The organism is Erwinia mallotivora, assembly GCF_000590885.1.
In the GTDB taxonomy this organism is placed as follows: domain Bacteria; phylum Pseudomonadota; class Gammaproteobacteria; order Enterobacterales; family Enterobacteriaceae; genus Erwinia; species Erwinia mallotivora.
This window is the reverse complement of sequence record NZ_JFHN01000026.1, coordinates 1-26526: the sequence shown is the minus strand read 5'-3', so window position 1 is coordinate 26526 and position 26526 is coordinate 1. Positions and strand designations below refer to the sequence as shown.

Here is a 26526-nt window from a genome sequence, read left to right as displayed (position 1 = left end):
TTAATTTTTAAATCTACCAATTATTTCTGTGAGATATAGAAGTTGATAAAAGAAATGTTAGCCCGGACATTAAAAAATTCAGCTGGCAAGATATAAAAAATTCGTATATAAAAAATCTAATGTAAAACTGAATGTTTTTTATGAGTAAGGTGGTTTTTATGTTTTTATTAATTGAAGATTAAATTCTTTATTGCATGAAATTTATAACTATTTTCACATTTATTCGTAATAATAAAATTTTGGCTGAGTTTTACAGTGAGATAATCAAAGGTGAAGATTGGAAATATAAGTTTAGCTGGCGGAGAGCAGAGAAAAAGGCTCTGTTTCAGCGTTTACTGAAGGCCATGCAGCTGGCCGTTGCCGGAGAAACAGTTACGGTAATGAAAGCTGTGGTGCAAAAAATCGGCAATCTCTGCATCTGTATTGACTGGAGAATTCGCCTGTACAGGGAGCACACTGAGTCGACATTATCGGAGAGCGATAAAAGCAATAAGCTCAGGATGCTACCCTGCGACTATGCATAATGCCAGGATAAAAAAGCAGAGCTGAATCAGAATGGCCGCTATATCAAAACATTATGAGTTTGAAGATTATAATGGCATTCAAAATTTTTCCAGCTCCTGATCTTCTTCAGGAAATAAAGCTCTGTTAATCATCTGATTAAACAACATATTAACCGAAGTTAACTGAATGGCATATTTGCCTAAATTATTTTGAACATAATTATTTAATTCAATCTGATCAGGGTCAGTCGTATCTTTATCAATATTATTACGCAATTGACCATCTACATATAACAAAGCACTGTTGAGTTCAGAAAGTGTTGGCGCTCTTTGCGGATTTATCTGTTGATATTTTTCTTTCATCATTTCTAACAGACCGCTGAGATTGCTGGCATTATACTCATCTGCATTATGAGGTTTATTCTGTTTTATAAATTTCAGTAGCTCCCTTTGATACTCGGTAGCATCATCGCTTTGATAATGTTGAACGATATTGTCAGAATTATTAACTATATTCATCTTCTTCCTCGTTTTGGTTATCGTTAGTCTCAATATATTGATCATTTTGGCTCAACTGTATAAGTTTATTGCCTAATTCTTCGAGCTTCTCCGGGATTAAACTGTTTAATCTTTCACTGGCTGTGTGCATCCCCTTTCTTGCCTCATTTAACCATTGATTACAAAGAAACTCAGCAGGAAAACGTAATGCAGCACTGTCATTTTGCACGGTAATATTATCATCATGAGTAAAAATATAGTTTGATATCTCTACACCATCAGGCAATGGAACCTGATGAGGAATAATAATTTTTAAATCTTTCTGATGACCAATTTTTTCTTGCAGATGATGAATGATCCGAACAACGATAACCGGATCGTAAAATGATGTTTTTAATGCTGTGCTTAAATCATGTTGGAATTTTGCAAAACGCGCATTTTGTAATTGTGTATATTCATCAAACATACTGAGAAGTTGCGAAAAAAAAAGCTCAAAGCCAGCAGCAAAACCCTCCTTCTCACTATTTTCCCTGAGAAGAACCGTATGCTGCTGATATTCTGCATTGATTTCGTTACAACGACTCAGTGTCCGTTCCAGCGCGCTGGCCATACGCTTGTGCTGCATCCGTTCACCCGATTTGATTAACGTCATGCTATCCGGATGTGGAGGAAGCGTGGATAATTCAATTTTTCGCATAATTAACCGACATCTTTAATAAATTAATCTGATCAGGTCCGGGTGTGGCGATGCAAACCGGAGGTGTTTTAAACGGTGGCAGGCATAAAATCATCCTCTGCCGTAAGGCCTCAGGAAGACGGGTGGATATACTCATGAGAAAAGCAGCCCCGCAGGCCATGGTTGTTATATCTGGATCTGCGCTCCCGACAACAACCTGGTGTGCTAAGGGAAGTGAGATAAATGCCAGCAGCCTTTCATCTGATAGCATCATTGCACTTTGCTTCATTAATCTCTCGCGAAGCAAATAGCCACCTAAAAGATGTACTATTTTTGGTAAGCTGTACCAGTTGTTAAGAATGAGCGACGTAATCACGTCACATGCCGTCCATCCCTCTGGTAAATCTTCCAGCTGATAATGAGTAATTAACCAGTAGTTAAGCAGGGTGTCGTTCCAGATATCCGCAGTCATCTGTGCGGCAGCCAGATGGTATGGATCGGTATAATCTGAAGGGCAATACATTATCCTGAGTAAATATTCCGGCTGATTCACCCCTTATTTCCTCCTTCAATGCCTGGCTCCGGAGCAATTTCTTTTTTAAACTGTGGCTTTGAACCCGATTTGTAAAATACATACCCGCCGGTTATTGCCGCGATTAACGCGATTGCAGCCAGTAGCAGTGTCCAGATTCCGGGCAGCGAGGCCGGTATCTTTGTTGGGGCAGCGTATTGGATAGCGGGGGCAGGGAATAGCGCAATGGATATATTTTCATAACGTACATCGCTGACACTATTTTTAATAAGTGATTTAATTCGGGAGATAAACATGTTTTCATCGATTTCTCCCTTGTAGGAAATCAATACACCCACATGACTGGCTACTTTTTTATTTCCGGAGGCATTGTCAAAAGGGGGATAGCTGATATGCACACGGGCGCTTACCACTTCTGCAATGATCCTCAGAGTTTGTTCCAGGCGCTGTTCCTGTAATGAAAGAACACGAGCCTGCTCCGCATTAGGAGAAGCTACCAGTGAACTCTCCGGAAACGCCTGGCTGATTTGCACATCTGGAGCCCACGGAAGCTGGTACTGATTGAGGATCGAAAGTGCAGCAGTCATGTCGCTGCGATTAATGCTAACGCTGTAACCCAACTTAAGCGTGCCATTTTTTTGCGCAGCAATATTATGCTGCTGTAAAACGGCGAGGACCTGATTAGCTTGTTCCTGCGTCAGGTTATTCAGTAATGCATCATCATTACAGGCGGATAAAAAAACAGCTGCCAGCAAAAGTGGAATTGCACGTAATAATTTTTTTAACATTATTGCGACTTTTCCAGCGTCTCAATTGTGCTTACGCTCTTACGAACCAATGCACTGACAAGCGAGATATGGTTGGTATATTCTCCAACATAATTTTGCAAAATGGCCAGCTTTTCGGGGTCGCTGGTAAAGTTAGGTGTTTCACTTAATGCATTAATGACATCTTTATACTGCGCATTAGTTTCGCTGATTTTGTTAAATGTACTTGTTACTAAATTATTAAAATTATGGTCTTGAACACTGGCAGATAAGCTATCTTCAACAGCGGAGTCGTAAGGCGTTATCTTTGTTAACGATGAAACAATTTCGTTGTAATTACTCATTATCTGTTCCTGGTGAGTTTTAAAAATATGGTACGGAAAACCGTACCATGATGATTAACGGAAGTTTTGAATAATATTGGCACCCACATCTTTGTATGCTTTCACAACACTGGTTTGTGCATTACGAAAAAGCGTATAAGCCTGGAGTTTTGCCTGATATGCAGCCAGAGTACTGGGGTTTGAAGGATCATTTTCCAGTGCAGTCTGAGCCAGTTGCAATTCTTGCATAAGATTAGTCGCACCTTTCTCAAATGCTCCTGCTGCTTTGTCAAGATAGATGTTTTCATCAAACGTAGGTATATATTCACTTGCAGTAGGCATAATTTATCTCGAATTGTTAAGAGGAAAATACCAATGTCTGGGATTCATGAAAAGATAGCCCTCAGACGAATCAACATAGGATTTGTTTTGCAACCAGTTTTCATCGAGGTTAATAGAGAAATTAATTACATTGCTCCCCCATTTTTGATTGAACTCTGCTATAAAATTACGTAATGCGAGAAGTACAGTGTCATTTAGTGCATCACGAACAATCAGGGCATATCCGTTGGCTGTAGTAATTTGACGATAATGTACATGAAAGCGATCAAGTCCCTGGCGTGCTTCTGCTAACAACTGATTTTTATTTTTTACTTTAATGCTGACATTTACAGCATAAAGAATTTCTTTCATTAACGCTTTTTTTAATCTTTGCTCTTCATCAGAAGACATCTGATGATAGACATAAATGACCGGATGCAAAGGCGAATTGTAGTCAAGTTGTAAGACCGGATAACCAAGCTGTGAAAGTCGTTTGATAATGTCCTGACTTTGTTGCCACAGCCAGACAGGAATTACCCGGTTATTCTCATTAAGCTTATAAATTGCCTGCGTTGCCCATTCCATCTCTTTCAAACGATGCGCAAGTACGAAAATTTCCTGTTTATCACGGCTTTTTACTACGAGAAGTGGAGCAGGTGCGCCTGAGAGCACATTGGTCAGCGTCAGAACCTGTTTTTCATACTCAATTTTTTTATAGCACACAACCGCAGCAATAATAAATAAAAATAGTATTATGCAGCCGCCTGTCAGAAATATTTTATTCCTCTTTTTTTTGAAATTCTGGATCAGAGAATCTTCTTCTTCGTCTTTCACCACCACAGGAAGAAGATTGAAGTTTGCGACGGACTCAGACCAGTTGTCCCCCTCACGTTTAAAGGCGAAATGCACCGTGTCGTGGGAGAAAACCTCATTCTCCTTAATGACATGCTTAACTCCGCCGCTACTATCCTGTACTTCCAGCTGAAATCCATGCCCATCTTCATCCTCAATGGGATGAGATAACCTTAATATAATGTTTGGAGCATCGATGCTGTATGGAATATACAGCGTATTCAGCGCGTAGTGAGCTGCATGCTGCTGTTCTGATGAAAGAGCTGTTGTTTTATCCTGAAGGTCCGCACCGGGTTTGATAATAAGAAAATAATCATCCGCAGGCAGGAGTAATTCACAGCCCACCATAGGACCAAACAAAACCTTCAGCGTGTAGTTCTGCTGTACCGACTCAGAATGGGCCGCAGCAAAATCATCTTTCACGTTGCTATTCATAATATAAATTTAGCCATTTTTTCAATTTCATGGACAGATGTAATTTTTTTAACTGTGGAGGAGATCTTATCTGATTACATCTATATTGTTAATTTTTGGTAAGGTAAAGATTGCTTTGTGGTTTTAAATTAACTTAAGTATGTGTTGGATGATAGATATTATTGGGGGTGATTTCAACCAAATACACCTTATCCTTATCTTATTTAGCATAAGTTTATTTTTAATGTCTTATTATGAATTCTGAAGTGTTGACTTGATTTTTTTTATCATCCAGCATGACATAACATTTTTTTATTTAATAATTGTCTTATTTTATTGCCTACAGTTGGGGGTGGAATTTATGACTACTCTTTTAAAAGATAATAGTAACGGTTTTCAGCTCAAACCACAGCAAGGCATAAAAAAATTCAGTTTATTATCCAGTGCAGTTACTGCTACTGACGAGAATCTCAAACTGGATAATTTGTTTTTGTTTGCCCGGCCCGTTACTGTCGATGCAGAAATAACATTTTCGCTACCTGAAACGGAGTGCCGTGAGGAAGGGAAAATCAACAAGCCTGCAATTATGTTGAGCACAGGTTGCATTGATGTTTCCCTCAAAGGGTGCTGGAATATTGAACTTTTCTCCGTATCACAACTGGCGACTTTTTTAGCTTTTCTTAACTATCAGCATAAAGCCTGTGGTTTTACATCTGAAAAGAGTAAAGAAGAATCACCACCAGGTAAAAGTTCTGTCTTAGTTAATTCGCGGAAAGACTTTGTTGGCGTTATCGAAAGTAAGGAAAAAACGTTCATGAGACTTCTTTTCAGCGATATGTTGAAAAAAGGTGTAAGTTGCATGAACGAATTCTTTTCATTTGTTCGCGGGCTGGAAAATTATTGGGTGGCTTATTTTTTACTTTCACAGGTGATGGAAGAAAAAAATGAAAACGATGCCTGCAAACTTTATAACGCATGTAAAGTATACGGCGTGTCGGAATCTCATTTCAGAAAGCTTTGTCATAATGCTTTTACCTGTGGACCTAAGAAACAATTACGCTTGTGGCGTGCTGCTTACAGCGCTTTACAACTTATTGAGAAAGATAACACCATTGCAACAGTGGCTGGCAATAATGGTTATGCTTCTTCATCCCATTTTTCCAGCGAGATAAAATCACTTTTTGGTATCACGCCAAGGGAGTTCAAGAAAATGGGTATTTTTCTTCATGAATAAATTTTTTTTAAAAAACAATCACAATATTATTCTGTTCCTGATTGGTGCCTTGTTCTGTAACTGTGCTGCGGCCACATTGTTTGAAAAAAAAGATGTAAACCACAGGCAGTACAATAATTCTGCAACGCAGAGCGAATCAGATGATATATATGTTGCCAGTGATAACAGCGTAAAACAGTTCTTTTATGTGCTTGGCGGCGCGCTCGGTAAACCTGTGATTGTCAGTAATGAAGCGGCCAAAAAACGCGTCTCAGGTAACTTCAACCTGAGTCGTCCTAAGGAACTACTGCAAACGTTGACCGCAAAAACCGGGCTTATCTGGTATGACGATGGCAGCTCTGTTTACATTTATGACAGCAACGAAATTCAGAGCAGCATAGTCAGGCTGAGCTACGCGCCTTTTGACCGGCTGATTGCTTTTTTACAGTCATCCGGGCTTTATGATACTCGCTTTCCGGTGCGATCTAATGGCGAGTCGGGGTCATTCTATGTTTCCGGACCGCCAGTCTACGTTGAGCTCATCAGGGCCGCAGCAAAATACATTGATGCGACCTATTCACGAAGCGATACAGGTGAAACCACTATTCGCGTAATCAAATTACGTAATAGCTTTGTCAATGACCGAAACTACACCCAGCGCGATGTTCCGATAACAATCCCGGGTGTGGCAACAGTATTAAACCAGTTACTGAATAGTGGTAATAATGGTGCTCTCGCGGGGGCACGGATCACTGTCGATAATGATACGCAACACGCGATGCAGGCGGAGGCGGCAGCTCAGACCGGTATTCTTCCGCCATTACCTGCATTTGGATCCTCAACGGGTGAATCTCGTTATGACGATATAACCGGTTCGCGCGATGACCGAGTCACTATTGTGGCTTATTCCGACACCAATAGTCTGCTGATCCAGGGGTCCGAGCGTCAGGTCAGTTTTGTTGAAGATCTGGTGCAGGCTATGGATATTGCTAAAAAGCAAATCCAGCTGTCGCTGTGGATTATCGATATATCTAAAGATCAGGTTGATAAGTTAGGTGTGCAATGGTCGGGGGCCGCGACCCTGGGCAGCACCGGTGTGACAATCAACAGCAGTACACTTACGCCGTCAGGAAGCGCGCACTTTCTTGCAGATGTGACTGCACTGGCGCAAAAAGGTAATGCGCAAATCGTGTCGCGCCCTGAAATACTGACTCAGGAAAATATACCGGCACTGTTTGACAACAACACCAGCTTTTATACCCGCTTAATTGGAGAGCGGACTGCGTCACTGGAAAAAGTTACCTACGGAACCATGATTAGCGTGCTACCCCGTCTGACGCAGCGTCAGCAGGAAATCGAAATGATCCTGAATATTCAGGATGGCGGTACTGTTACTGGCTCAGGGGGAAATACCACCTATGTTGATAATCTGCCGGTTGTGAGTAATACCCAGATCAGCACGGAAGCCCGTGTGCCGGCAGGATTTGGCCTGTTGGTGGGGGGATACAGTCGTGATGAGGAGATACGCAACAACATTGGTATCCCTTTGTTACGCGATATACCTCTGTTGGGAAAACTATTTGATTACAGTTATGTGAGTCGCACAAAAATGGTACGTCTGTTTCTGATTCAACCCCGTTTATTAATTAATGGCGAAACCTGGAGCGGGCCTCAGGATAATAATCCGGTATTGGGTAATAGTGTTAATGGTGAAAACATCACGTTGAAATCAACGGTATCCATGTTACGCGATAATATGGCTCACTCAGGCAAGGTTGAGTAAGATATATGGCTATCCGCCCGTTAGGAATATCAGATTTTAGCCGTACAGACTTTCGACAACCGGTCAGTCATAAGGCAAGTCATGCTGCGGCAGAGGAAAGCGCAGAAAGCGCGCCGGTTGTTAACTTGCAGGAAGAGCTATTTAATGCCAGTGAAGAACTGGCCAGCATGTTGAGCTTATTCGGCAGATTTAACCGGGCTAACCGTAAGAATGCTGAACTGGACAGTGACTTCTTCTCTTCAGCACTGGAAGAGCAGGCGGAAGAGAAGTTGAATCAGCTTATCAGGCAGGTTACTAAGCTCAGTACGATGAACAGCATACTTAATTTTGCCCGGGGACTCTTTCCTGATGAGTCCGATTTAATGATGGCTCTGCGTGAAATGTTATTGAGCAGAAAGCTGTCTGAACTACAGAAACGAAAAGTAAAAGAGGCAATAAAAGATTTAGAGAATTTTGGTGACCGACAAAAAATGCAATCTGGCATCAATGTCAGCCGCCTCTCTAAACGTTTTAGCATGGCTGGAGGCAAAAAGTCGCTTTCAGCAAAAGATCTGCGAAACAGCTACCTGCGTTTTCTTGATCTGGATTTACCCGCCGGATTTATTTATCAGGACTGGATAGATGAATTTGGCTGTGATAACCGTAAACGCCTGCTCACATTTACTTTAGCCGCACTGATTGCTGATATGAAAGCAACCGAACCGGGTATACATTTTGATGAGTTTGGGCCATTAAGCGCTAAACTTTCCGATGCGCGTATTCTTCATACACTTGATCTGACGTTGAACGAAAGATTCAATGCATTGAAATTTCGCGAACAATTAAGAAATGGTGAAGTTCAGATTGCCGAGAACGATATTGTCAGCATCTATATGAAAGGTCTTATCGATTTTCAGGGATTCAAACCAGAACTGAAGCAATTCATGGATAACTTTATGCCGTTATTATTCATCAGACAAAAGGCTGAAGTTATTCAAACTATATATAATATTTACAATATAACACCTGACTTTATTTTTTCAGATGAATTTTTCAAAGACAAAATACTCAATACCATGTCAGTATTGATCAATGAATTATCCAAAAAAGAGAAAACAACCGGGATCTGGGCTGAGTATTATATATAACTTTTATCTGACCTTTATTGGTGTTAATTGAAATGTTAAAAAATTTCATTTTGGACATTCGTACAAAACCAGAATTAATCATACTTGTCATGATGATTATGGTCGTGGTGATGCTTATTATTCCACTGCCAACATATCTGGTCGATTTCCTGATAGGCCTGAATCTGACGATGTCCCTGCTCATCTTCCTGGGGTCTTTTTATATTAAAAGAATACTCGATTTTTCAACATTTCCATCAATTCTTTTAATAAGTACCATATTCCGGCTGGCGATTTCTATCAGTACCAGTCGTCTGGTTCTGGCAGATGCCGATGCAGGTGAAATTATCGCCAGTTTTGGTGAGTTTGTTATTGCTGATAACTTAATTGTCGGCTTTGTTATTTTCTTCATAGTTACTATTGTTCAATTTATCGTTATTACCAAAGGGTCTGAGCGTATAGCAGAAGTTGCTGCCCGCTTTTCACTCGATGCCATGCCCGGTAAGCAAATGAGCATTGATGCAGATTTGAAAGCCGGAGTAATAGACGAAAAAGAAGTTAAGCAGCGACGTAGCGATCTTGAAGCCGAAAGTCAACTTTACGGTGCACTTGATGGTGCGATGAAGTTTATCAAAGGCGATGCCATTGCCGGTATTATTATCATTTTTGTTAATCTGATAGGCGGTATTTCTGTTGGGGTGATGCAACATGGTATGGATATGTCCCATGCATTATCGGTATTTACCCTGCTTACCATTGGAGATGCATTGGTTGCACAAATTCCTGCGCTGCTGACATCAATCAGCGCCGGGCTGATTGTTACCAGAGTTAACAACAGTAAGAACAGCAACCTCGGTTCGAAAATCATTCAGGATCTGTTTTCAAATAAATTTATTCTGGTGGTGACGGCGATTCTTTGTGTCGCTCTTGGACTGCTGCCTGGCTTCCCACTAATCATATTTTGTCTGCTGGCGGCGGTGTTAACAGGTATATATTTCAAACAAAAACTTGCTGAGAAAAAGGGAGCCACGTCGTCAGGTAAGGATGTTCAAGAGGATGAAAAAACCGAACCTGAGAGTAAGCCTGTTGTCATTGACGGGGAGTACATTCCAGAAACGATTCCTTTGATTATTTCGGCGTGGAAAGGTTATGAGAAGTATTTTCAGGAAAATGGCGTTGTCTCTCTGCTGAAGCGGAATTTCTTCATCGAGTATGGGGTGCGTCTCCCCGGCATTACTATCAATTATGAAGATAACGCGGAACGTGGTGTGCTGAGAGTTGCCATTAATGAGATTCACGTAGCCAGTTACAATATTTTCCCGGGAATGTGCAGAATACTGCTGCGAGGAGATGAACTGGAGGTTATCGACTCCAGCGTGGTCGTTGTTGAAAACGTGACGGGTAATACCTATTGGCTTCCTCAGGAGAGGAGTGAAAAAGCCCATCAGCTTGGTTTTTACACGCGTAGCGCCACAGATGAGTTTTATGCCTGCATATCTACGCTGTTGGTACATAATATCACCGAGTTTTTTGGCATTCAGGAGACTAAAACCCTGCTGGATGATCTGGAGAAGAAGTATCCCGAATTACTCAAAGAATGTTATCGCAACAACACAGTACAACGCATAACTGAAGTATTTCAGCGACTGTTGCAGGAACGAATTTCGATCAGAAATATGCGTTTAATACTTGAGGCACTGGTTCAGTGGGCACCTAAAGAAAAAGATCCTATTATGCTGGTAGAACATGTGCGTGGCATCTTATCTCGCTACATTTCTAACCGCTTTACTTCCAATGGACGTATAACCGCATTAGTTCTTTCACATGATATTGAAAGTTTGGTACGCAGTGCTATCAGGCAGACCTCTGCGGGCACGTTTATTAATTTACCTCCACCTGAGACTGAAAATTTATTAAATCTACTGAAAAATTGCATCACCTCAAACGGCATTAATGCCAGAGATGTTGTCTTGATGGTTTCCACAGATATACGGCGTTTTGTGAAGAAAATTGTTGAAGGTTCTTATCCGGAAATGGAAGTGCTTTCTTTCTCTGACATTGCCAGTACCGTTGAGGTTGACGTTATTGGTTCACTGGAAAATTAAAAGGGGAACAAATGAAATATGACGTTGCAACATTAATTTCTGGAATGCTTAGTGATGCTGGACTTTCTGATATCGTTGATAGTGATCTCAGCAATCACTCTACTATTTCATTAAATATGAAAGATGATATACCAGCAATTAATATCAAAACTGATGATGATGAAGTCTGGGTATGGACTAAACTTTGTGATTATAGTCCTTCGTCTATGAGCTATTGCAGTGAAAATATCTTTACAGTTATGTTTAATTACAATGAAGCATTTTTTTATGCCGGACAACCCTGTCTCTACCCGATTGACGGTAATCTTGAACTCAGGGCACTTGTAAAAGATAAATTTCTTGAGTCACCTTCTGCTTTTATGGAAGTTCTGGATAATTTCCTCAGCATTATGCAGGAATACCGTGCTGTTTTGATGTAGTAATTGAGGCTGAATAACATGGTCGCGCAATGTTTTGTACATCTTGCTCATCCTGTACGTATACAGGGTAATATTATCGAAGCGCTTTTACCTGAAACCACTATCGGTGAGATTTGTGAGATACAAAAATCGATACTGGAGCCTGAAGTCATGGGTTTTGCTCAGGTTATTGGCTTTAATAAAGAATATACATTACTCAGCTTGCTCGGCGACAATCACGGCTTCTGCCGAAGTAACGTGCTGCTGCCCACGGGAAAACCTTTTTATGTTCAGGTGGGAGATAATTTACCCGGCAGCATTATTGATGCTACCGGGGTTATTCGGGGGCGTCTTGATGACACGCCTCCCTCGTCTCTGGTTGGGGGCGTATCCATCCCTGCTTGCGGCAAAGCGCGTGACTTCAGTCAACGACGACCAATTTCGTCTCCGGTAACAACAGGCGTCAGAGCTATTGATGGCCTGCTCACCTGTGGAGAGGGACAGCGTATAGGCATTTTTGCTGCGGCAGGATGCGGTAAAACCTCGCTGATGAGCATGATTATTGAGCACTCCAGCGCTGATATTTATGTCATTGGTTTGATCGGCGAGCGTGGGCGTGAAGTGACTGAGTTTGTTGAAGAGATCAAAAAATCTTCCAGACGCTCACAGGTTATTCTGGTCTACTCAACCTCTGACCGTTCATGCACAGAACGCTGTAATGCTGCTCAGATAGCCTCATCCGTGGCCTGCTATTTTAGCGACCGTGGTAAAAATGTTTTGCTGTTTGTGGATTCGATTACCCGCTACGCCCGTGCATTACGTGATGTTGCCCTGACAATGGGAGAATTACCCGCTCGCCAGGGATATCCGGCTTCGGTGTTTGAAGCCCTGCCCAAACTGCTCGAGCAACCCGGATGCTTTCAGTCCGGATCGGTAACCGCGTTTTATACGGTATTAATTGAAAATGAAGAAGAACACGACGTCATTGGTGACGAAGTGCGCTCTATTCTTGATGGTCATATTTATCTGAGTCGAAAACTTGCGGCCAAAGGGCACTATCCTGCTATTGATGTCTTGCAAAGTATTAGCAGGGTTTTTAACCAGATAACTGAATCCGGACATCAGCAGATGGCTACCCGATTTCGCGAACTGCTGGCACGTCAGCAGGAGATGCAACTTTATATTGATCTGGGTGAATATCGCCGCGGTGAAAATCAGGACAACGATATTGCGTTTGATAAAAAGAAAATTATGGAAGAATTTCTTAAACAAAATATGGCAGAAAAAATGGAAATGCGTGTTTGCCTGGAAGTGATGTATGGATGTCTGGCGTAAAGGGCGTACTTTTGTTTCTATGCTGGAGCGCAAGCAGAAGATACTCCAGGGAAATATTCTGCAAGTTCAGGGAAAAATTGCTGAGATAAACAAAATGATCTCGCAGTTTTACGATGAGTACGCGGGTATAAATCAGGAAATTAAAAGGTTAACGCCCTCTGGAGTCCTCGACAGGGATGATATTTACAAAGGCATTCGTCGTCAGGGAACTTTACTGGTTCATCAACAAAATGTTATCCAGAAAATAACAAAACTTGAAGATGAAAAAATTAAATATGAACATCAGTTACAAAATTTTCTGACTGCATTGAGTTTGTTGGATAAACGACATCACAAAATAAGTGATTATTTGCAGAAAATCCGTAAGGCTCATCTTAAACGCATAGCTAATAGTATCGAAAACGAAATTCAGGAGATGGCTGGTTATGTCAGGAAAAATTAATGAAGTCTTAAAAACAGATTTCAACTTTGATAATGCTTCAGGGGAAGACTCTCTTACTGAGAACATCAACAAAAAGATCAAACAACACAAAGATGCTCAGCTTGCAGAACTTCCTGGTGGACTGATTAATCTGGTGATGCAACAGAAGGATGAAAATTCTCTTACATCAGGAGGCCAGCTGTCAGTAGAGAACAATGACCATCAGCCAACCAGTTACAGCAATAAGAATTTTGAACAGTTTTTCAGCAGCAGTACTGCACATACCGGGCTGTTGGATAATAACAAAACTAAACGTTTTCAGTCAGCTACGGATATTGTTAATCAAAAGCTCCCTGACAAAATGGCTGCAAAGGCGGTTAATAATACGAAATCCGCCGATTTGCTCGTTGGTAACGGCGTGAATAAGACGAAATCTGCCGATTTGTTTACCGGTAATGATGTGAATAAGGTGAAAGCGGCTGACTTATTCGCGGGTAATGGCCTGAACAATATAAAACCTGCTGATGCCCGGATGGAAAGCAGTATCAATAATTCGGCCACCACCCATCTGGTTGCAGAGAGTGAGCGGGGCAGATCTGATATCAACCGCACTCTGCCCACTGGTACTGCGCTCTCTGAATCGGCGATATTAACCAGGGTAGCCGATAAGGAAAAGCCGTCACAGGTTCCTCTGGCTGAGCGGAAATCCAGTTTGTTTCAGGATTCCGATGCCTTGATGCAGCAGCAACAGGGCGGTCTATTAAAAAGGGAAGCCGTGAATGAGGGCCAGCCGGGCAACGCCGCTGAACATTCACGATCGAATCCTGCTGCCATGCTGCAAAGCAAAATGCGTGCGCAGGCGGCAGAATCTCCCACCAGCAGCCGTTCACTGGATCTGGATTACAAGTTTCAGCAATGGTCCGGTCAGCATTCGGTGAAAGTCTCCGTTTCTGGCGAAGCAGTACGCGATGGAAATATGACGTTGCTTCCCTCCGGAACACGTGCTGCCGATGCGCTGACCAGCCAGTTTGCACAGCTTACAAGCCATACGCCGAAGCTACTTGAGCCGAGACGTGATGGCGATGAACAGAAACAAAGACAGCAAGAGCATGCCCAGGATGAGGAACAAGAATGAGCCTGCGGCAGCATCTCAGGGTCTTTAATAAAAAGCAGACCCCATTAGAACGCCAGATGAGTCAACATCCCGACAGCAGAATTGTTGATATACAAAAAGATGCACGCTATCTGACGTTATTGTTGACGGATTCACAGCAAAATCAGACAGAGGCATTTCTTCATATTGATCACTGGTTGGATGTAATGAGTGTTCAGCTGCCGGGTGTTCCGTGGCAGCAGGTCCCGCTTAATTATCTGGTTTGCTGGTTGAACAGCATGCAACTCAGTTTTCTGGTGAAAGACACAATCTGGGAGGTGCAAACTATCACCCTGCCCGAGCAGGCACTGCCAGAAAGAATGCTGTCGTTGCCAGCCCAGCCTTGTCCTTTACTGTGTCTGAAATGGCCTGTTGATCACAACGCTGACAATGAGAATGGCGACCAGCTGCGCGAAAAGATTCCATTTATCCTTCGGTATGTGCTGGGAACCAGTCAGCTACCGTTAGCCACGCTTGTTGACGTTGCCGTCGGTGATTTGCTGCTAATTAAGCAATATTCCCCTCACCTGGCAATTGGTCAGCGGTGTCTGTTTACTTTTAATTATGATCGATATCAGGAGGTAATAGTGGAGGAGCAATTATATGATGAGTCACAGGAATACCGTGCTGAAGAAGAAACATTATTACAATGGACTCAGTTACCGGTTGATATTGAGTTTGTACTTGATAGCCGCACAGTAACATTAAATGATCTGGATGATATCTGTCCCGGTACAGTCTTACCCGTCAGCCCGCAGGCAGAACATCAGGTAAAGATTTATCTTAACAGAAAATTCTTTGGTCAGGGTGAGCTGGTTGCTCTTGAAAATGGAACCTTAGCTGTTGAAGTGAATAAAGTTAACAACATGAATGCCAGATTGACGGGTTATTCTGATGTTGAGTAATGATATCTCCTTAATTGCATTACTCTCCTTTTTTACTTTACTTCCTTTTATCATAGCGGGAGGGACGTGCTTCATAAAATTTTCAATTGTTCTGGTTATGGTACGCAATGCGTTGGGCATTCAGCAGGTGCCCTCAAACCTGACTCTCAATGGTGTTGCACTTATACTGACTGCATTTGTTATGATGCCGGTATGTCAGAAAATAACCAGTTACATTGAAGAGAATAATATTGATTTCAACAATACCAAATCGGTCAACCAGCTGGTTGAACAGGGCCTTGATGGCTATCGGGATTATCTGGTTCGTTATTCGGACCATGAACTCATTCAGTTTTTCCATAAAGTTCAGCAGCGACAGCAGGAACAGGATTTAATCAGAGCAGAAGAGCATGATCTCAGTCAATTGTCGTTAATGACATTAATGCCTGCCTACGCCTTAAGTGAAATACAAAGTGCGTTTAAAATTGCCTTTTTTCTCTATGTGCCGTTCGTCGTCATTGATATGGTCGTTTCAAGTATCTTACTGGCTCTGGGAATGATGATGATGAGTCCGGTGACTATTTCCATCCCAATAAAACTCATTCTCTTTGTCGCCATGAATGGTTGGACTCTACTCACAAAAGGGCTTATTTCGCAATATGCCGATTTAATGACAATATGAATAATATTCTTTTTATCAGTAACACCGGATTGATCGTCGTGTTAAAGCTGGCGGCTGTTCCTATCGCCTTCGCAACTATAGTCGGTATTATTGTTGGCCTTTTTCAGACGGTTATGCAGATACAGGAACAAACACTGCCATTCGGACTAAAAATGCTCGCGGTTTTTGCCAGTATATTTATGTTAATTGAGTGGTTCTCTGCTGAAATGATGAATTTTGCTATTCAGGCTTTTCAGATGGCCTTCAGATAAAAGCGGTTATTTATGCTTTTTGTTGCTGTTTATCTTCATTTTCAACATAGCGTACTTATTTTTGTCATGGCTTATGCGCGTATAGCCGTGGTTTTCTATCTGCTACCGGCATTGGGTGAGCGGGTTCTTTCTAATCTTATTATAAAAAATGTTACTGTTTCATTAGTCATAATAGGCCTGTGGCCATGTTTTGACCGCGAAATTATGCCAGAACAGGGATGGCTGATAATTATGGTAAAAGAGTGCGTTGTCGGAATGATACTGGCGATGACACTATCACTACCCTTCTGGATTGCGACTGCCGTCGGTGAGATTCTGGATAATCAGCGAGGCGCCACTATCAGTGACAGTATTGATCCGGTGAACGGTACTCAGTCATCTGTCCTGTCTGGCTTTCTTAATTTTGCTTTTTGCGCGATTTTTTTTGCCAGCAATGGTATGCACTTACTGATGGAGCTATTAGCGCAGAGCTACGAAGTCTTTCCACGTGGGAGTGAAATGGTGGCTTTTAACTGGCAGGAGGCTGGCCAGTTAATCACGGTGCTGATGCGGTCCAGTATCCTGCTGGCAGCGCCGGTATTGATCGTTCTGATGACATCAGAAGTGATGCTGGGTGTATTTGCCCGCTATTGTCCACAGTTGAATCCATTTTCTCTGTCACTGTCGGTTAAAAGTTTTATCGCTTTTGTCGTTTTTTTATTTTATGGCTTCCACGCTTTGTCAGAAAAACCATTGAAACTGTTTTCCCTGACCATGTTCCGGCATTTTTTTTCCTGACAGGGGGGGGTAAATGGCAGAGAAAACAGAAAAACCTACTGACAAGAAACGCAAAAAGTCGGAAAAGAAAGGGCAGACATTCAAAAGTAAGGATGTTATTTCAACAGTTATCCTACTCACCGGAATTTACTTCATCACTAATCTGGTTAATTTTCGTGACTTTATTGAGGTTTACACCTTTCTGTTGCTGTATGGCTCAGACATTAACCTGAAAGAATTCATGGCTGTCCTGATGCGAGTTTTTTTGCATCTGGCCGTGCCATTTATTGTTGCCTGCTGCGCTGCCTGCTATGCAGCGACATTATTACAAACGCGTTTTACCATAGCTACTGAGGCGATAAGACTGAATTTTAAGGCGCTGAATCCGGTTGAAGGATTTAAGAAAATTTTCAGCATGCGCACTGTCAAGGAGTTGGTTAAGTCAGTTTTATATCTGATTGTTTTTAGTTACACCTGTTATCTTCTCATTCATGATGAATTAAGACAGGCTCTGGCAACTTATAATGGTACGCTTGAGACATTAATTAATGTCTGGGTTGGATTAATTGTTAAGGCCGTGCTGATATTTATTGCATGTTCGCTGATTGTTCTTCTTGCTGACTATATTGTTGAGTATTTTTTACACTTTAAAGATCTAAAGATGGATAAGCATGAAGTTAAGCAGGAACGTAAAGAAAGTGATGGTAATCCGGAGATCAAAAGTGCACGGCGTCGGGCGCATCAGGAAATTCTCTCTGGTGAGAATATGGCAGCAATCAGAAATTCTTCAGTAGTCATGGCCAACCCAACGCATATTGCAGTAGCTATCTACTTCAATCCTGAAATGGCTGCGTTACCTTTTATTTCTCTGCGTGCAAGCAATATGAAAGCGCGAGCCGCAATTGCCTATGCTGAAAAAGTTGGGGTTCCGGTTGTTCGCTATATACCGTTAACCCGCAAGCTTTACCATTCTTATAGTCAATACACTTTTATTTCACTGGAAGATGATATGTTAATGGAGGTTATGGATATTCTTATCTGGCTGAAACAGGTAGAAGTGGCGGGTATGACGTTACAGGAAACAGATGCTAAAGAAGCCGTAACCGATAAGTCCGCCGACATTTAATCTGAGAGATTTTGTACGGTTTTTTTGTATTCAGTCTGATTACTACACAGTAGTATGCTGATGTTGATTTTGCTGACTGCATTGCAATTTAACCACGTTTTTTTACGTATTTAACGCGTAATGTTGGAGGTGAAAATGAATGATAAAGAAAATACTGAAAATGGGGAAGATAAAGACTCTTCAATTAGGGATGATGAAGTTGATCATTATGCTGCAGGATTACTGGAGGCTATCCAGAATGGTGCCACTTTGAAAGATTTACATGGCGTCTCGCAGGAGACAATGCACGATGTTTATCGTCTGGCATATGATTTTTATAACCATGGAAAGCTAAATGATGCCGAGTCACTTTTCCGTTTCTTATGTATATATGATTTTTACAATCCGGAATATGCAATGGGACTGGCAGCAGTATATCAGTTGAAGAAAAATTACAATAAAGCAATTGATTTTTACGCGTTGGCTTATTCGTTATCGGAAGAGGATTATCGGCCTGTATTTTATGCCGGACAATGCAATTTAATGTTACGCCGTTCGGTGCAGGCGAAAAAGTGTTTTGAAACGGTGATCGGTAAATGTAAAGACCCGACGATTAATACAAAAGCGGAAGCCTATCTTTCTGCTTTGGATGAAATAAAAGACGGTAATACTAAAAATACCCCACGGGGTAACAAAGATGAGGACTCGTGATGGATATAAGGTCTGATAGCTTGAGTTTGTTGCATAATATGACAGGCGGAGCAGAGGTCAGCGAGAATGAGATAAAAAAGCAAACTAATGAAGCCAGGCGGTTTGGCAATGCTGCGATGAAAGAGCATTCCAGCTCAGGCAATGTTAAGCAGGCACTGCAAATATTGCAGCCTGAGCAGCTACTTAAGGTACTTGAGAGCACTCAGAATGCCATAAATGGAACAGGAGGTATTGTTCGCCAGGAACAGAAGGATGCGCCACAGCTTGCACAACCTAAATCTGTGGTCGCCCAGCTTAGTGAGGTTAAAAATGCCAGCGACAATATCACTACCACCAGTCAAAGTGATTCTGGCAGCACACTTGAGAAGCTTACGAAGTTACTGGGGCGAATGATTGAGCTTAACGCTCAAAGCTCAATGCACTCTCTACAGTCAAATGTAAACTCTTTCAACGCCATATTTGAAAGCACCCGATCTGCATTTAATGAGCTTTCCAGCCAATTGATTCAGCAGGGTGAAAATGTCGCTGCTTGTCAGGATAATCTCTCTGCGGCAAAAAACCAGGCACAGGAGTTTAACGGTAAAGTTTCTGATGCGCAGAGCGCACTGAGTGATGCTCAGGAAAGGTTGAAAAACCTTGAAGATAAAGCGCTCTCACAAAAACCGGTTTCTGCTGAGCTACAAAAGCAAATTGCCGAAGCGAAGAATAGTGTCATTACGGCACAGGCCAATCTGAATACGGCACAAAACAATTACAACAGCCATATTGGTGGAACATTAGCTAAAGCTGAAACTGCGTTAACGGCGGCAAAAAATACGTTGCAGGCAACGATCAATCAGTCTCAGTCTTTAACCAGCAACCTGTCCACTCAACAAACGTCTGCTATTGAAATGCAGCGAAAAGAGAATAGTGAAAATGCGCCAACTCTCGCATTTTTAATGGCTTTGATGCAGCAGCTTATTGATAAAAATAGTACTGATGAGCTGAACGCGTCGGCAAAACTGAAGCAAAAAATGGCTGAAGCTGCCCAAAAAGATTCAGAAAAGAAAGCTAAGGAATATGACGAGCAGGTCCGCAAAGCTGAAGAAATGCAAAAAACGATGGGCTGCGTGGGTAAAATTCTGGGCTGGGCGATCACTGCCATCGGTTTCGCCGCTGCGGCATTTACCGGAGGCGCCTCGCTGGCTTTCGCGGCTATTGGGCTGGCTCTGGCTGTTAGTGATGAAATTTATCAGGCTGTCACCGGCGATTCTTTTATGCAAAAAGCGATGACCCCACTGCTTGATTACGTTATTAAACCCATTATGGAATTTTACAGCAATATCGTTGCCACCGTGCTCGAAAAGCTGGGGGTTGATAAAAATATCGCGGATATTATCGGACAGGTTTATGGCGCAATTGTTGCGGCGGTGGGAATGATCGCTGCATCAGTGGTAGCGGGTAGCATTGCAAGTAAAGTCGCGGGCGCGGTAGCAAAAAAACTGGGAAATAATATTGTAGGGAAAATTGCGCAAAGCATCGCGAAAAGTTTATCCCGTGCGGTCACTTCTAACCAGGCCAAAATGGCGCAAATCGCCAACAAGCTTAATACTGCTTCAACCGTACTCTCGGCGGGTAATTCCGTGATAAAAACCGCAGGTGATATTACTACTGCGGCCATGATGGTAGAGGCGGCTAAAGTTAAAGCTAAATTAGAGATGAATACAACATTACAGGCTGTACTTAATGAGATGATGGACCGCGCAATTGAAGTTTTTACTCGTCAGACTGAATCGTTAAAAGCCAACTTAGAGAATATTTCTCATATGGTGGATAGCCAGAGTCAGGCAGGGAAATTCATTACCAGACAGATGCGCTCTGTTGCCGGATAATTTCATTTCTTATAAAAATAAACAGGAGTTAAAAAATCATGTCTGATTTTGCTATTAGTCATCAGTCTGTTAAGGATATTTATTCACAATCGTTAGCTGCTGAGCAGGCTACGAAGAATAACACAATTCTGGATCTAAGCGTTGAAAGAGCAAAAGACATCAGCGCGCTGATATTATCGGCAGGCCTTGCCTCTATTTATACTACGAATAACGTGATGTCCGGCAGCAATGATCAGGCTAAGCCTGTGCTGGCGACGCCGAATGATCTGGGTAACCAGGCTGCGCAGAAAATAACGACGTCTTTACCTTTGGTGGCTGACAGCCGGCCAAAAGTAAGTAACGAGCACGCCAGCGCACTGCAGAACCTGGCCGCTGACAGGCAGGTTCCGGCTGATGTAAAGACAGTGGAACTGATTGCTACTGGCGCTGCCGTCCTGTTGGCTTCGAAAAACGACAGTGTTGTGCAGAACAGTACCCTGGCAGCCAGCACTGAATCTGTTGCACAAACGCCAGCGTCAGCGACAATTGCGTCGGCTGGCGGTCGTCATACCGGTGTCGTGGGCACAGGTACGGAACAGGCCAACGTCGTTGTGAAGACATCGGCTGATGTGCAGGCTCCAACAGATGCGAATAAACTGGAACGTGTTGCGGCTTTAGTTTCCACGGTGTTGGTTTCACAGGCCGTCACTGTTCTGATGAACAATAAAGCGGACACAACAAGTCGTTCAGATTCGGAAGTTTCAACATCTGCCACGGTTTCCTCAACAGGCGGTGATGATGTTCGTTCACAACCCGCTGTTGAAGGAGGGACCGATATTACCGCAGCTGATCGTACGGGTGGTTTTGTCAATTTGTGGGGCAACATCGCAATGCTTGATGTGCTGATTGCATTTATTGTCAGCTTAAATAAGAGTGATGCACTCAGCGCGAAATCAGCCGCCGAGGCTTCCGCTCGTATGGTGAATTCGGCGGCGCGCGCCGGGCAAAAGACGATTGATGCTTCGAAACAAAACCTGAATGGTGCGATTACTTCTGGCGTTACGGGCATTGCGGGACAGTCTGTGAATACCACACGCAGCGTGAAAGCGTTGAACAAGGAATCCAAATCCATAACCAATAATATGGCTAAGTCGAATCAGCTTGAGAAGGGGCTGAACACTAACCGAAATATGATTGATAAAAGCGCAAACAACATGGTGCATCAAGGGAAAAATCTGGATCCTAATGTTAAAAATACCATGTCTAAAGATGATGCCAGTTCTATGTATAACATCCAGGAGCTAAGAAATAATCATAGCGTGATTCAAAATCAAACGCAGAATATTCGTCAACAGGGTGAGTTTGGTAACCAGGCGGTTAACTCAATTCAGGGGATGATTAATAACTCTTTCGGCGTCGCTGCAGCCGAAGAGACGAAAGAATCTGATTTGGCACGTGCGGATCAGTCAGTGAATAACGAGCTTTCCAGCACTCATCAGCAGGCCGGTAAGAAAGCGACTGAAACCCTTGCTGCTATACAGCAGGCAATTGACGCTGCATTTAATTCCAATAGCAGCACCTTGTCGTCCATTGCCGAGCGCGCTCGTTAATAACTTAATTAACCGTCAACGGAGAGATACTCTCCGTTGATTGTTGGAGGTTCATGTGACAATAGATTGTACTAATATGCAAAAAAATATGTCTGATGATTACACCGCTAAAAATGAAAATGTTGCCGGCAACACCGGGGCACAGCCTGTTACCAGCGCAGCCATATGTACTACCCCTGTTTTTGACGCCAGCAAAAACAGCGCTGATTTCGATACTGCCGTCAAGACTGTAAAAGTGATATTACAGATTTGCAACGATAAAGATTCACCCTCAAAGATTAGTGCTCATATGGATAATCTTGAGAAAATCTTTTCTGAAAATGAAAATTTAAAAAACGATGCTGCTTCTTCTTCTGAAAAAGGATACGGAGCCAGGGCCAAAACTATTTTAAATATGCGCCCTGATGATTTGGCGAAGGCCTTTGATGTTGCAGGTTATAAAACCAAAAATGAAGAAATTGTTGACACCACAAACGATTACCTTTCGGAGATAAGCACTAACGTAAAAGACATGTCGCTTGATGTTAAAGCTACCAGTGCGAAAACACAGGCAGCTTGCATGGCGGAGGCTGAAAAAGCAAAAATCAGCACCAGTAGCAGTTATTTCGAGTTATGGAATATTATAGCCATAGCTATCGGTTCGATCGAAAAAAATTATGTCAATGTCTATACCAATTTAATGCAATCTTTACGGACTTATACCAGTCATTTAATAACTCAATTCAGAAAGCCTCAGGGGATGCAATCACAAGCAGTGATGATGCTAATAAGGTTAAATTTAACGCACAAAAAATGGATGCGGCCTATGCTAAATTTAATCAGGAAATAGAGAAACTCGAAAAGAATATTAGTCCGGTAGATGGTTGGGAAGCTATGGACGATGCAGCGAGGCAGACTGCCAGAACAACAATGGCACCGGCTTTTAATATCGATGATAATGGTAAAATTACTTTTAATCTTAGTCAGTACAGAGAGATGAGCAGATACCCGGCTGGATATCCATCTGGACAAGCCTCGAGTGATGTAAGCACATCAAGTTATCAGGCCTGGCTGGCTTCTTTTAACTCTGTAACTAACTCATTACAGAGTAATATGCAATCTTTTCTTCAACGTACGACCCAGGCAAAGACCAATTTCGATAATTTAAATAAGGTATTGAGTGGTGCTATTTCTGCTCTTGCTGACCTGGCAAAAGATGTATTTAAATCTATAAGTTGATAACAGACTATGCAGGGAACTATGTCTGAATTTTTCACTCCTGAACGAGTTAATCTGGCCTGATTGTTGCACTTGTCGCTGTTAATCTCAGAGACAGAGCAATTCTTTTCTACGGCTATGGCAGAATGATTATCTGCAATTCTGTCCTCTCTCTTAATTATATTAACCCTGGTGTTCAGGTAGTTTTCTGAAGATATAGTATAAACCTGTCTGTTATGTCAGAAAGCAGGGTGGTCACAGACCTTTATCCCTGTAACTTTCTGCCAGACAGTAATGTATTACTTTTCCTGACTGTTCTGTAAATAACCATGAAATATTAAAGGGAGATGAATTATGGACGTTTCTTATGCTTCGAGGAACAATTCTGCCAGCACAATTAATCAGGCACTCGAGGAAAAAGTACAGGCCTGCACAACCAGGAGCAGTGCATTACTGAATTTAATTGAGAGTGCAGAGCAGAATTCTGGTGTCGTTAATGAATTTTACAGGATGCAGAGTTCAGATTGCACGAGTAATTTGTTAAATACGGTTGCATTGGGTCGTTTACCTGAAAATTTGATGAATGCAAATCTAAGTAGTGAAGGTCAGGCAGCGAGAAACCTGCTGGGTATTCTTGTTCATCATGTTGATGCTGCGGATAAGAAAGACTTTCTTAAAGCTTGTGATTATCTTCTTCGCACCAGCAATCCAAAAATTAAATCAACAGAACGCCACTCTCTGGAAAATAAAACAGCCGGACTGCTTAAGACCCTGTTAAGCAAGTACGGTAAAGATGCCTTTAATATATTTTATTTAAATTTTGTACAACACTGCCGTGAAGCATGGGCGAAGCACCACAATGTTTCTTTAGAAGGGGTCAGGGATGAAGATATTTTTACGGCAAGTTACAACTCCTGTGCTGACGTGTTTACAGGACAAATTGAGCAACTGAATCTACCGGATGCAAACTGGACATCGTTGACTCAGTTTAATGATTTCATTATGGACACACTTTCAGCCATTCCAAAAACGCTGAAGTTTAAAGAAGACAGTGATGACAAAAAGCCTGAAGAAGCACCTTCGGCTAAATCCCCGGTAAATAATCTTGCTGGCCCCGCAAGTCCCGCCCCGGCGACCCCTGCTGCTGCGACACCGGATGCCGCCAGGGACCGCGCAATTAATATTCACGTTGAAGGAAGCAGGGCGGAAGCCAGGATTGGCGATGGTTCGGCAGCGGCGCCAGCGGGTACCGGCAGTACTGTCTGGGATTTTGGCAAAGCACTGATAGGTGCAAATTTTAGCGAAGAATCTAAAGTAAAACTTCTTGGACAGCTTATTGAATCGCAGCTTTTTTCCAGGCCTTCAGGCGTTTTGCCCAATATTAAAAGCGTGACTCCTTTTAATGGCCGCGTTGATGGGAACAACAGTGAGCCTGATGGAGTACCAGGGGATTACAGCTCTGAACCAGACGGTGCTCCCTCTGTTGACCCGCATCGTGATTCGCCCTTTGCCGAGCGAAATATTGAAGGGGAGCTTTTAATTCCCGCTAAAACCGTTGCTTCGTCACTGCAACGTGCTCAGTCTGACGTAAACTTTGCCAGCCAGGAAGGGATCCGCTGGCTGCAAGCGGCTGAGTCTGATGGTTCATTAGCCGCTGGAATGCAGGGTGAATCTGTCATTACGCAGCAAAATGTCAGTGGCAATCTGCTCACCGCCAGTGAAACCGTTGCCCCGCCGTTGCAACGAGCTGTGTCTGACGTAAACTTTGCCAGCCAGGAAGGGATCCGCTGGCTGCAAGCGGCTGAGTCGGATAGTACATTGTCCACCGGAGTGCAGAGTGAATCTGTCGTCACGCAGCAAAATGTCAGTGGCAATCTGCTCACCGCCAGCGAAACCGTTGCCCCGTCGTTGCAACGAGCTGTGTCTGACGTAAACTTTGCCAGCCAGGAGGCGATTCGTTGGCTGCAAGCGGCTGAGTCGAATGGTGCACTGGCCGCCGGCGTGCAGAGTGGATCTGTCGTCACGGAACAAAATACCAGCGCGAATTTTTACACTGCCGCAAAAGATCTCTCCCGGTCGCTTTCTGAGACGCTGAGGGTTGCACTGGAGAACCAGCAACGAAATCTGCAACCTGAAGTAAGGCCGGTCACAGAGGATTCTGTCGGCAATCTTGTTTCTGAACCTTTGTTGTCGCAAAGTGCGCTGTCAGAAGATGTGCAACACCCACCTAAGCAGACTGCGCAAATGCTTGCTTCATATGATGAAGTTGACAGCGTTCCGCCGGCTGCCTATGAGCTGATTAAACAGCAGCAACGCACGGCGGATTTTTCAGCCTTCAATCAGCCAGTGAGTAAAAATGCCAGCACGGGGTTTATTAGCAGCAATGATGCCAGTACCCGCCGTATCGATCCACAAACCCTGGCAAAAGCCGAGGACCTGGCGAACTGGATTGCGACAAGAGGAAACTGGTCGGGTAATGCCGGCGATATTGCGCCCAACTTAATCACCAATCTTTTCCAGAATATAACGCTGCGCATCAATGTATTTGACATTCACGGGCGTCTCATCAATCCGGTGACCACTGGCTTTGACCATACCGAGACAAAACGGCTGGTTGAGCTCAATCTTCGCAATGACCATTACTCGCCTGTAATTTATGGTCAGGAAAAAAAAGCACCTGCTGATGGCGACTGTTTTTATTACAGCCTGTCATATGTATTAAATGGCGTGAAGCCATCCGGTGAAGAAGTTCAACAACTGCGCAACAAGATCGCCGGTTATGTACGGCAAAACCCTGAAAAGATCGTGCCCTTTATTTCTGATGACCTTCACAATGAAATCAAACAGCAGAGACCCTTTGCTCTTACCGATGGCAGCTCTACCACTGTTGTGGATACGGTCGACGTTCGCCCTCAGGAATCTGAAAACGTCACGCCAGTGGTAAAAAATATACCGGAGCCGCCAAAGCCGGTTATCGAGCATGACATTCACACAAAAAGTGCACCGCCAGTTGATACCAAGCCAACCCCGCGTTTAAACGGTGAGGGGCAGGCGGAAGAACACCAGCCGCTGGCGAAAGG

General features: G+C 43.0%; 27 protein-coding genes. 20 read left to right on the top strand and 7 right to left on the bottom strand.

The annotated features are described in order from the left end of the window. Window positions 1–194 precede the first annotated feature (194 nt). On the top strand, window positions 195–524 hold the full coding sequence (locus BG55_RS04455) for a hypothetical protein (protein WP_034934747.1): 330 nt from the start codon (window positions 195–197) through the stop codon (window positions 522–524). A gap of 78 nt (window positions 525–602) precedes the next feature. Here BG55_RS04455 and BG55_RS04450 read toward each other — a convergent pair whose 3' ends face one another. Genes BG55_RS04450 through BG55_RS04420 form a run of 7 tightly spaced genes read right to left on the bottom strand, consistent with a single transcriptional unit; the run spans window position 603 to window position 4895 of the window. After that, window positions 603–1022 carry a hypothetical protein gene (locus BG55_RS04450; protein WP_034934746.1) on the bottom strand — a complete coding sequence of 140 codons (420 nt, stop codon included), beginning with the start codon at window positions 1020–1022 and terminating at the stop codon, window positions 603–605. After that, on the bottom strand, window positions 1009–1653 hold the full coding sequence (locus tag BG55_RS04445) for a type III secretion protein (protein WP_235192714.1): 645 nt from the start codon (window positions 1651–1653) through the stop codon (window positions 1009–1011). Before BG55_RS04445 ends, BG55_RS04450 begins: the two co-directional genes overlap by 14 nt. A gap of 31 nt (window positions 1654–1684) precedes the next feature. Beyond that, window positions 1685–2230 carry an OrgA/MxiK family T3SS sorting platform protein gene (locus tag BG55_RS04440; protein WP_052018687.1) on the bottom strand — a complete coding sequence of 182 codons (546 nt, stop codon included), beginning with the start codon at window positions 2228–2230 and terminating at the stop codon, window positions 1685–1687. Further along, window positions 2227–2997, bottom strand: coding sequence for a type III secretion system inner membrane ring lipoprotein SctJ (gene sctJ / locus BG55_RS04435; protein WP_034934744.1), 771 nt, complete (start codon window positions 2995–2997; stop codon window positions 2227–2229). The genes BG55_RS04440 and sctJ overlap by 4 nt, the downstream gene beginning before the upstream one ends. Next, entirely contained in the window at window positions 2997–3320 is a 324-nt protein-coding gene (gene sctI / locus BG55_RS04430) for a type III secretion system inner rod subunit SctI (protein ID WP_034934743.1), read from the bottom strand. The genes sctJ and sctI overlap by 1 nt, the downstream gene beginning before the upstream one ends. 54 nt (window positions 3321–3374) lie before the next feature. Then, window positions 3375–3641 carry a type III secretion system needle filament subunit SctF gene (gene sctF / locus BG55_RS04425; RefSeq protein WP_052018686.1) on the bottom strand — a complete coding sequence of 89 codons (267 nt, stop codon included), beginning with the start codon at window positions 3639–3641 and terminating at the stop codon, window positions 3375–3377. 3 nt (window positions 3642–3644) lie between these two features. Continuing rightward, window positions 3645–4895, bottom strand: coding sequence for a PrgH/EprH family type III secretion apparatus protein (locus BG55_RS04420; RefSeq protein ID WP_235192713.1), 1251 nt, complete (start codon window positions 4893–4895; stop codon window positions 3645–3647). Window positions 4896–5247: 352 nt separating this feature from the next. On the opposite strand from BG55_RS04420, the gene BG55_RS04415 reads away from it, so the two are divergent. The 19 genes from BG55_RS04415 to BG55_RS04330 all read left to right on the top strand — a co-directional run. Beyond that, complete coding sequence (locus BG55_RS04415) at window positions 5248–6120, top strand: helix-turn-helix domain-containing protein (RefSeq protein WP_034934790.1); 873 nt, start codon at window positions 5248–5250, stop codon at window positions 6118–6120. After that, entirely contained in the window at window positions 6113–7882 is a 1770-nt protein-coding gene (gene sctC / locus BG55_RS04410) for a type III secretion system outer membrane ring subunit SctC (RefSeq protein WP_034934739.1), read from the top strand. Before BG55_RS04415 ends, sctC begins: the two co-directional genes overlap by 8 nt. Window positions 7883–7887: 5 nt before the next feature. Then, a complete protein-coding gene (sctW, locus tag BG55_RS04405) occupies window positions 7888–9009 on the top strand; it encodes a type III secretion system gatekeeper subunit SctW (RefSeq protein WP_034934737.1) in 1122 nt (373 codons plus the stop codon). A 32-nt stretch (window positions 9010–9041) separates the two neighbouring features. Next, entirely contained in the window at window positions 9042–11093 is a 2052-nt protein-coding gene (locus BG55_RS04400; RefSeq protein ID WP_034934788.1) for an EscV/YscV/HrcV family type III secretion system export apparatus protein, read from the top strand. An 11-nt stretch (window positions 11094–11104) separates the two neighbouring features. Continuing rightward, window positions 11105–11512 (top strand): InvB/SpaK family type III secretion system chaperone, encoded by a 408-nt coding sequence (locus BG55_RS04395; RefSeq protein ID WP_034934736.1) that lies wholly within the window; start codon window positions 11105–11107, stop codon window positions 11510–11512. A gap of 18 nt (window positions 11513–11530) precedes the next feature. Next, on the top strand, window positions 11531–12826 hold the full coding sequence (sctN, locus tag BG55_RS04390; RefSeq protein ID WP_034934734.1) for a type III secretion system ATPase SctN: 1296 nt from the start codon (window positions 11531–11533) through the stop codon (window positions 12824–12826). Beyond that, window positions 12810–13268, top strand: coding sequence for a SpaM family type III secretion system protein (locus BG55_RS04385; protein WP_034934732.1), 459 nt, complete (start codon window positions 12810–12812; stop codon window positions 13266–13268). The genes sctN and BG55_RS04385 overlap by 17 nt, the downstream gene beginning before the upstream one ends. Beyond that, entirely contained in the window at window positions 13252–14382 is a 1131-nt protein-coding gene (locus BG55_RS04380; RefSeq protein WP_034934730.1) for a SpaN/EivJ family type III secretion system needle length determinant, read from the top strand. The genes BG55_RS04385 and BG55_RS04380 overlap by 17 nt, the downstream gene beginning before the upstream one ends. Continuing rightward, window positions 14379–15305 carry a FliM/FliN family flagellar motor switch protein gene (locus BG55_RS04375; RefSeq protein ID WP_034934728.1) on the top strand — a complete coding sequence of 309 codons (927 nt, stop codon included), beginning with the start codon at window positions 14379–14381 and terminating at the stop codon, window positions 15303–15305. Before BG55_RS04380 ends, BG55_RS04375 begins: the two co-directional genes overlap by 4 nt. Then, window positions 15298–15966: an EscR/YscR/HrcR family type III secretion system export apparatus protein gene (locus tag BG55_RS04370; protein ID WP_420889604.1), complete on the top strand. Its 669-nt coding sequence runs from the start codon at window positions 15298–15300 to the stop codon at window positions 15964–15966. Before BG55_RS04375 ends, BG55_RS04370 begins: the two co-directional genes overlap by 8 nt. Further along, window positions 15963–16217, top strand: a complete 255-nt coding sequence (gene sctS, locus BG55_RS04365; RefSeq protein WP_034934725.1) for a type III secretion system export apparatus subunit SctS — start codon at window positions 15963–15965, stop codon at window positions 16215–16217. Before BG55_RS04370 ends, sctS begins: the two co-directional genes overlap by 4 nt. Window positions 16218–16229: 12 nt before the next feature. Continuing rightward, window positions 16230–16994, top strand: coding sequence for a type III secretion system export apparatus subunit SctT (gene sctT, locus BG55_RS04360; RefSeq protein WP_034934722.1), 765 nt, complete (start codon window positions 16230–16232; stop codon window positions 16992–16994). Between the two features lie 13 nt (window positions 16995–17007). Beyond that, entirely contained in the window at window positions 17008–18099 is a 1092-nt protein-coding gene (locus tag BG55_RS04355) for an EscU/YscU/HrcU family type III secretion system export apparatus switch protein (RefSeq protein ID WP_034934720.1), read from the top strand. A 135-nt stretch (window positions 18100–18234) separates the two neighbouring features. Beyond that, window positions 18235–18789, top strand: a complete 555-nt coding sequence (sicA, locus tag BG55_RS04350; RefSeq protein WP_034934719.1) for a type III secretion system translocator chaperone SicA — start codon at window positions 18235–18237, stop codon at window positions 18787–18789. Beyond that, complete coding sequence (gene sctE, locus BG55_RS04345) at window positions 18789–20660, top strand: type III secretion system translocon subunit SseC family protein (protein ID WP_034934717.1); 1872 nt, start codon at window positions 18789–18791, stop codon at window positions 20658–20660. The genes sicA and sctE overlap by 1 nt, the downstream gene beginning before the upstream one ends. Window positions 20661–20698: 38 nt before the next feature. Continuing rightward, window positions 20699–22249: a hypothetical protein gene (locus BG55_RS04340; protein WP_052018683.1), complete on the top strand. Its 1551-nt coding sequence runs from the start codon at window positions 20699–20701 to the stop codon at window positions 22247–22249. A gap of 88 nt (window positions 22250–22337) precedes the next feature. Beyond that, window positions 22338–23078, top strand: a complete 741-nt coding sequence (locus BG55_RS23160) for a hypothetical protein (protein ID WP_235192717.1) — start codon at window positions 22338–22340, stop codon at window positions 23076–23078. Then, on the top strand, window positions 22970–23467 hold the full coding sequence (locus BG55_RS21335) for an IpaD/SipD/SspD family type III secretion system needle tip protein (protein WP_235192716.1): 498 nt from the start codon (window positions 22970–22972) through the stop codon (window positions 23465–23467). The genes BG55_RS23160 and BG55_RS21335 overlap by 109 nt, the downstream gene beginning before the upstream one ends. A 333-nt stretch (window positions 23468–23800) precedes the next feature. Continuing rightward, window positions 23801–26526 (top strand): OTU domain-containing protein (locus BG55_RS04330; protein WP_034934716.1); only part of this gene is annotated, 2726 nt, incomplete at its 3' end.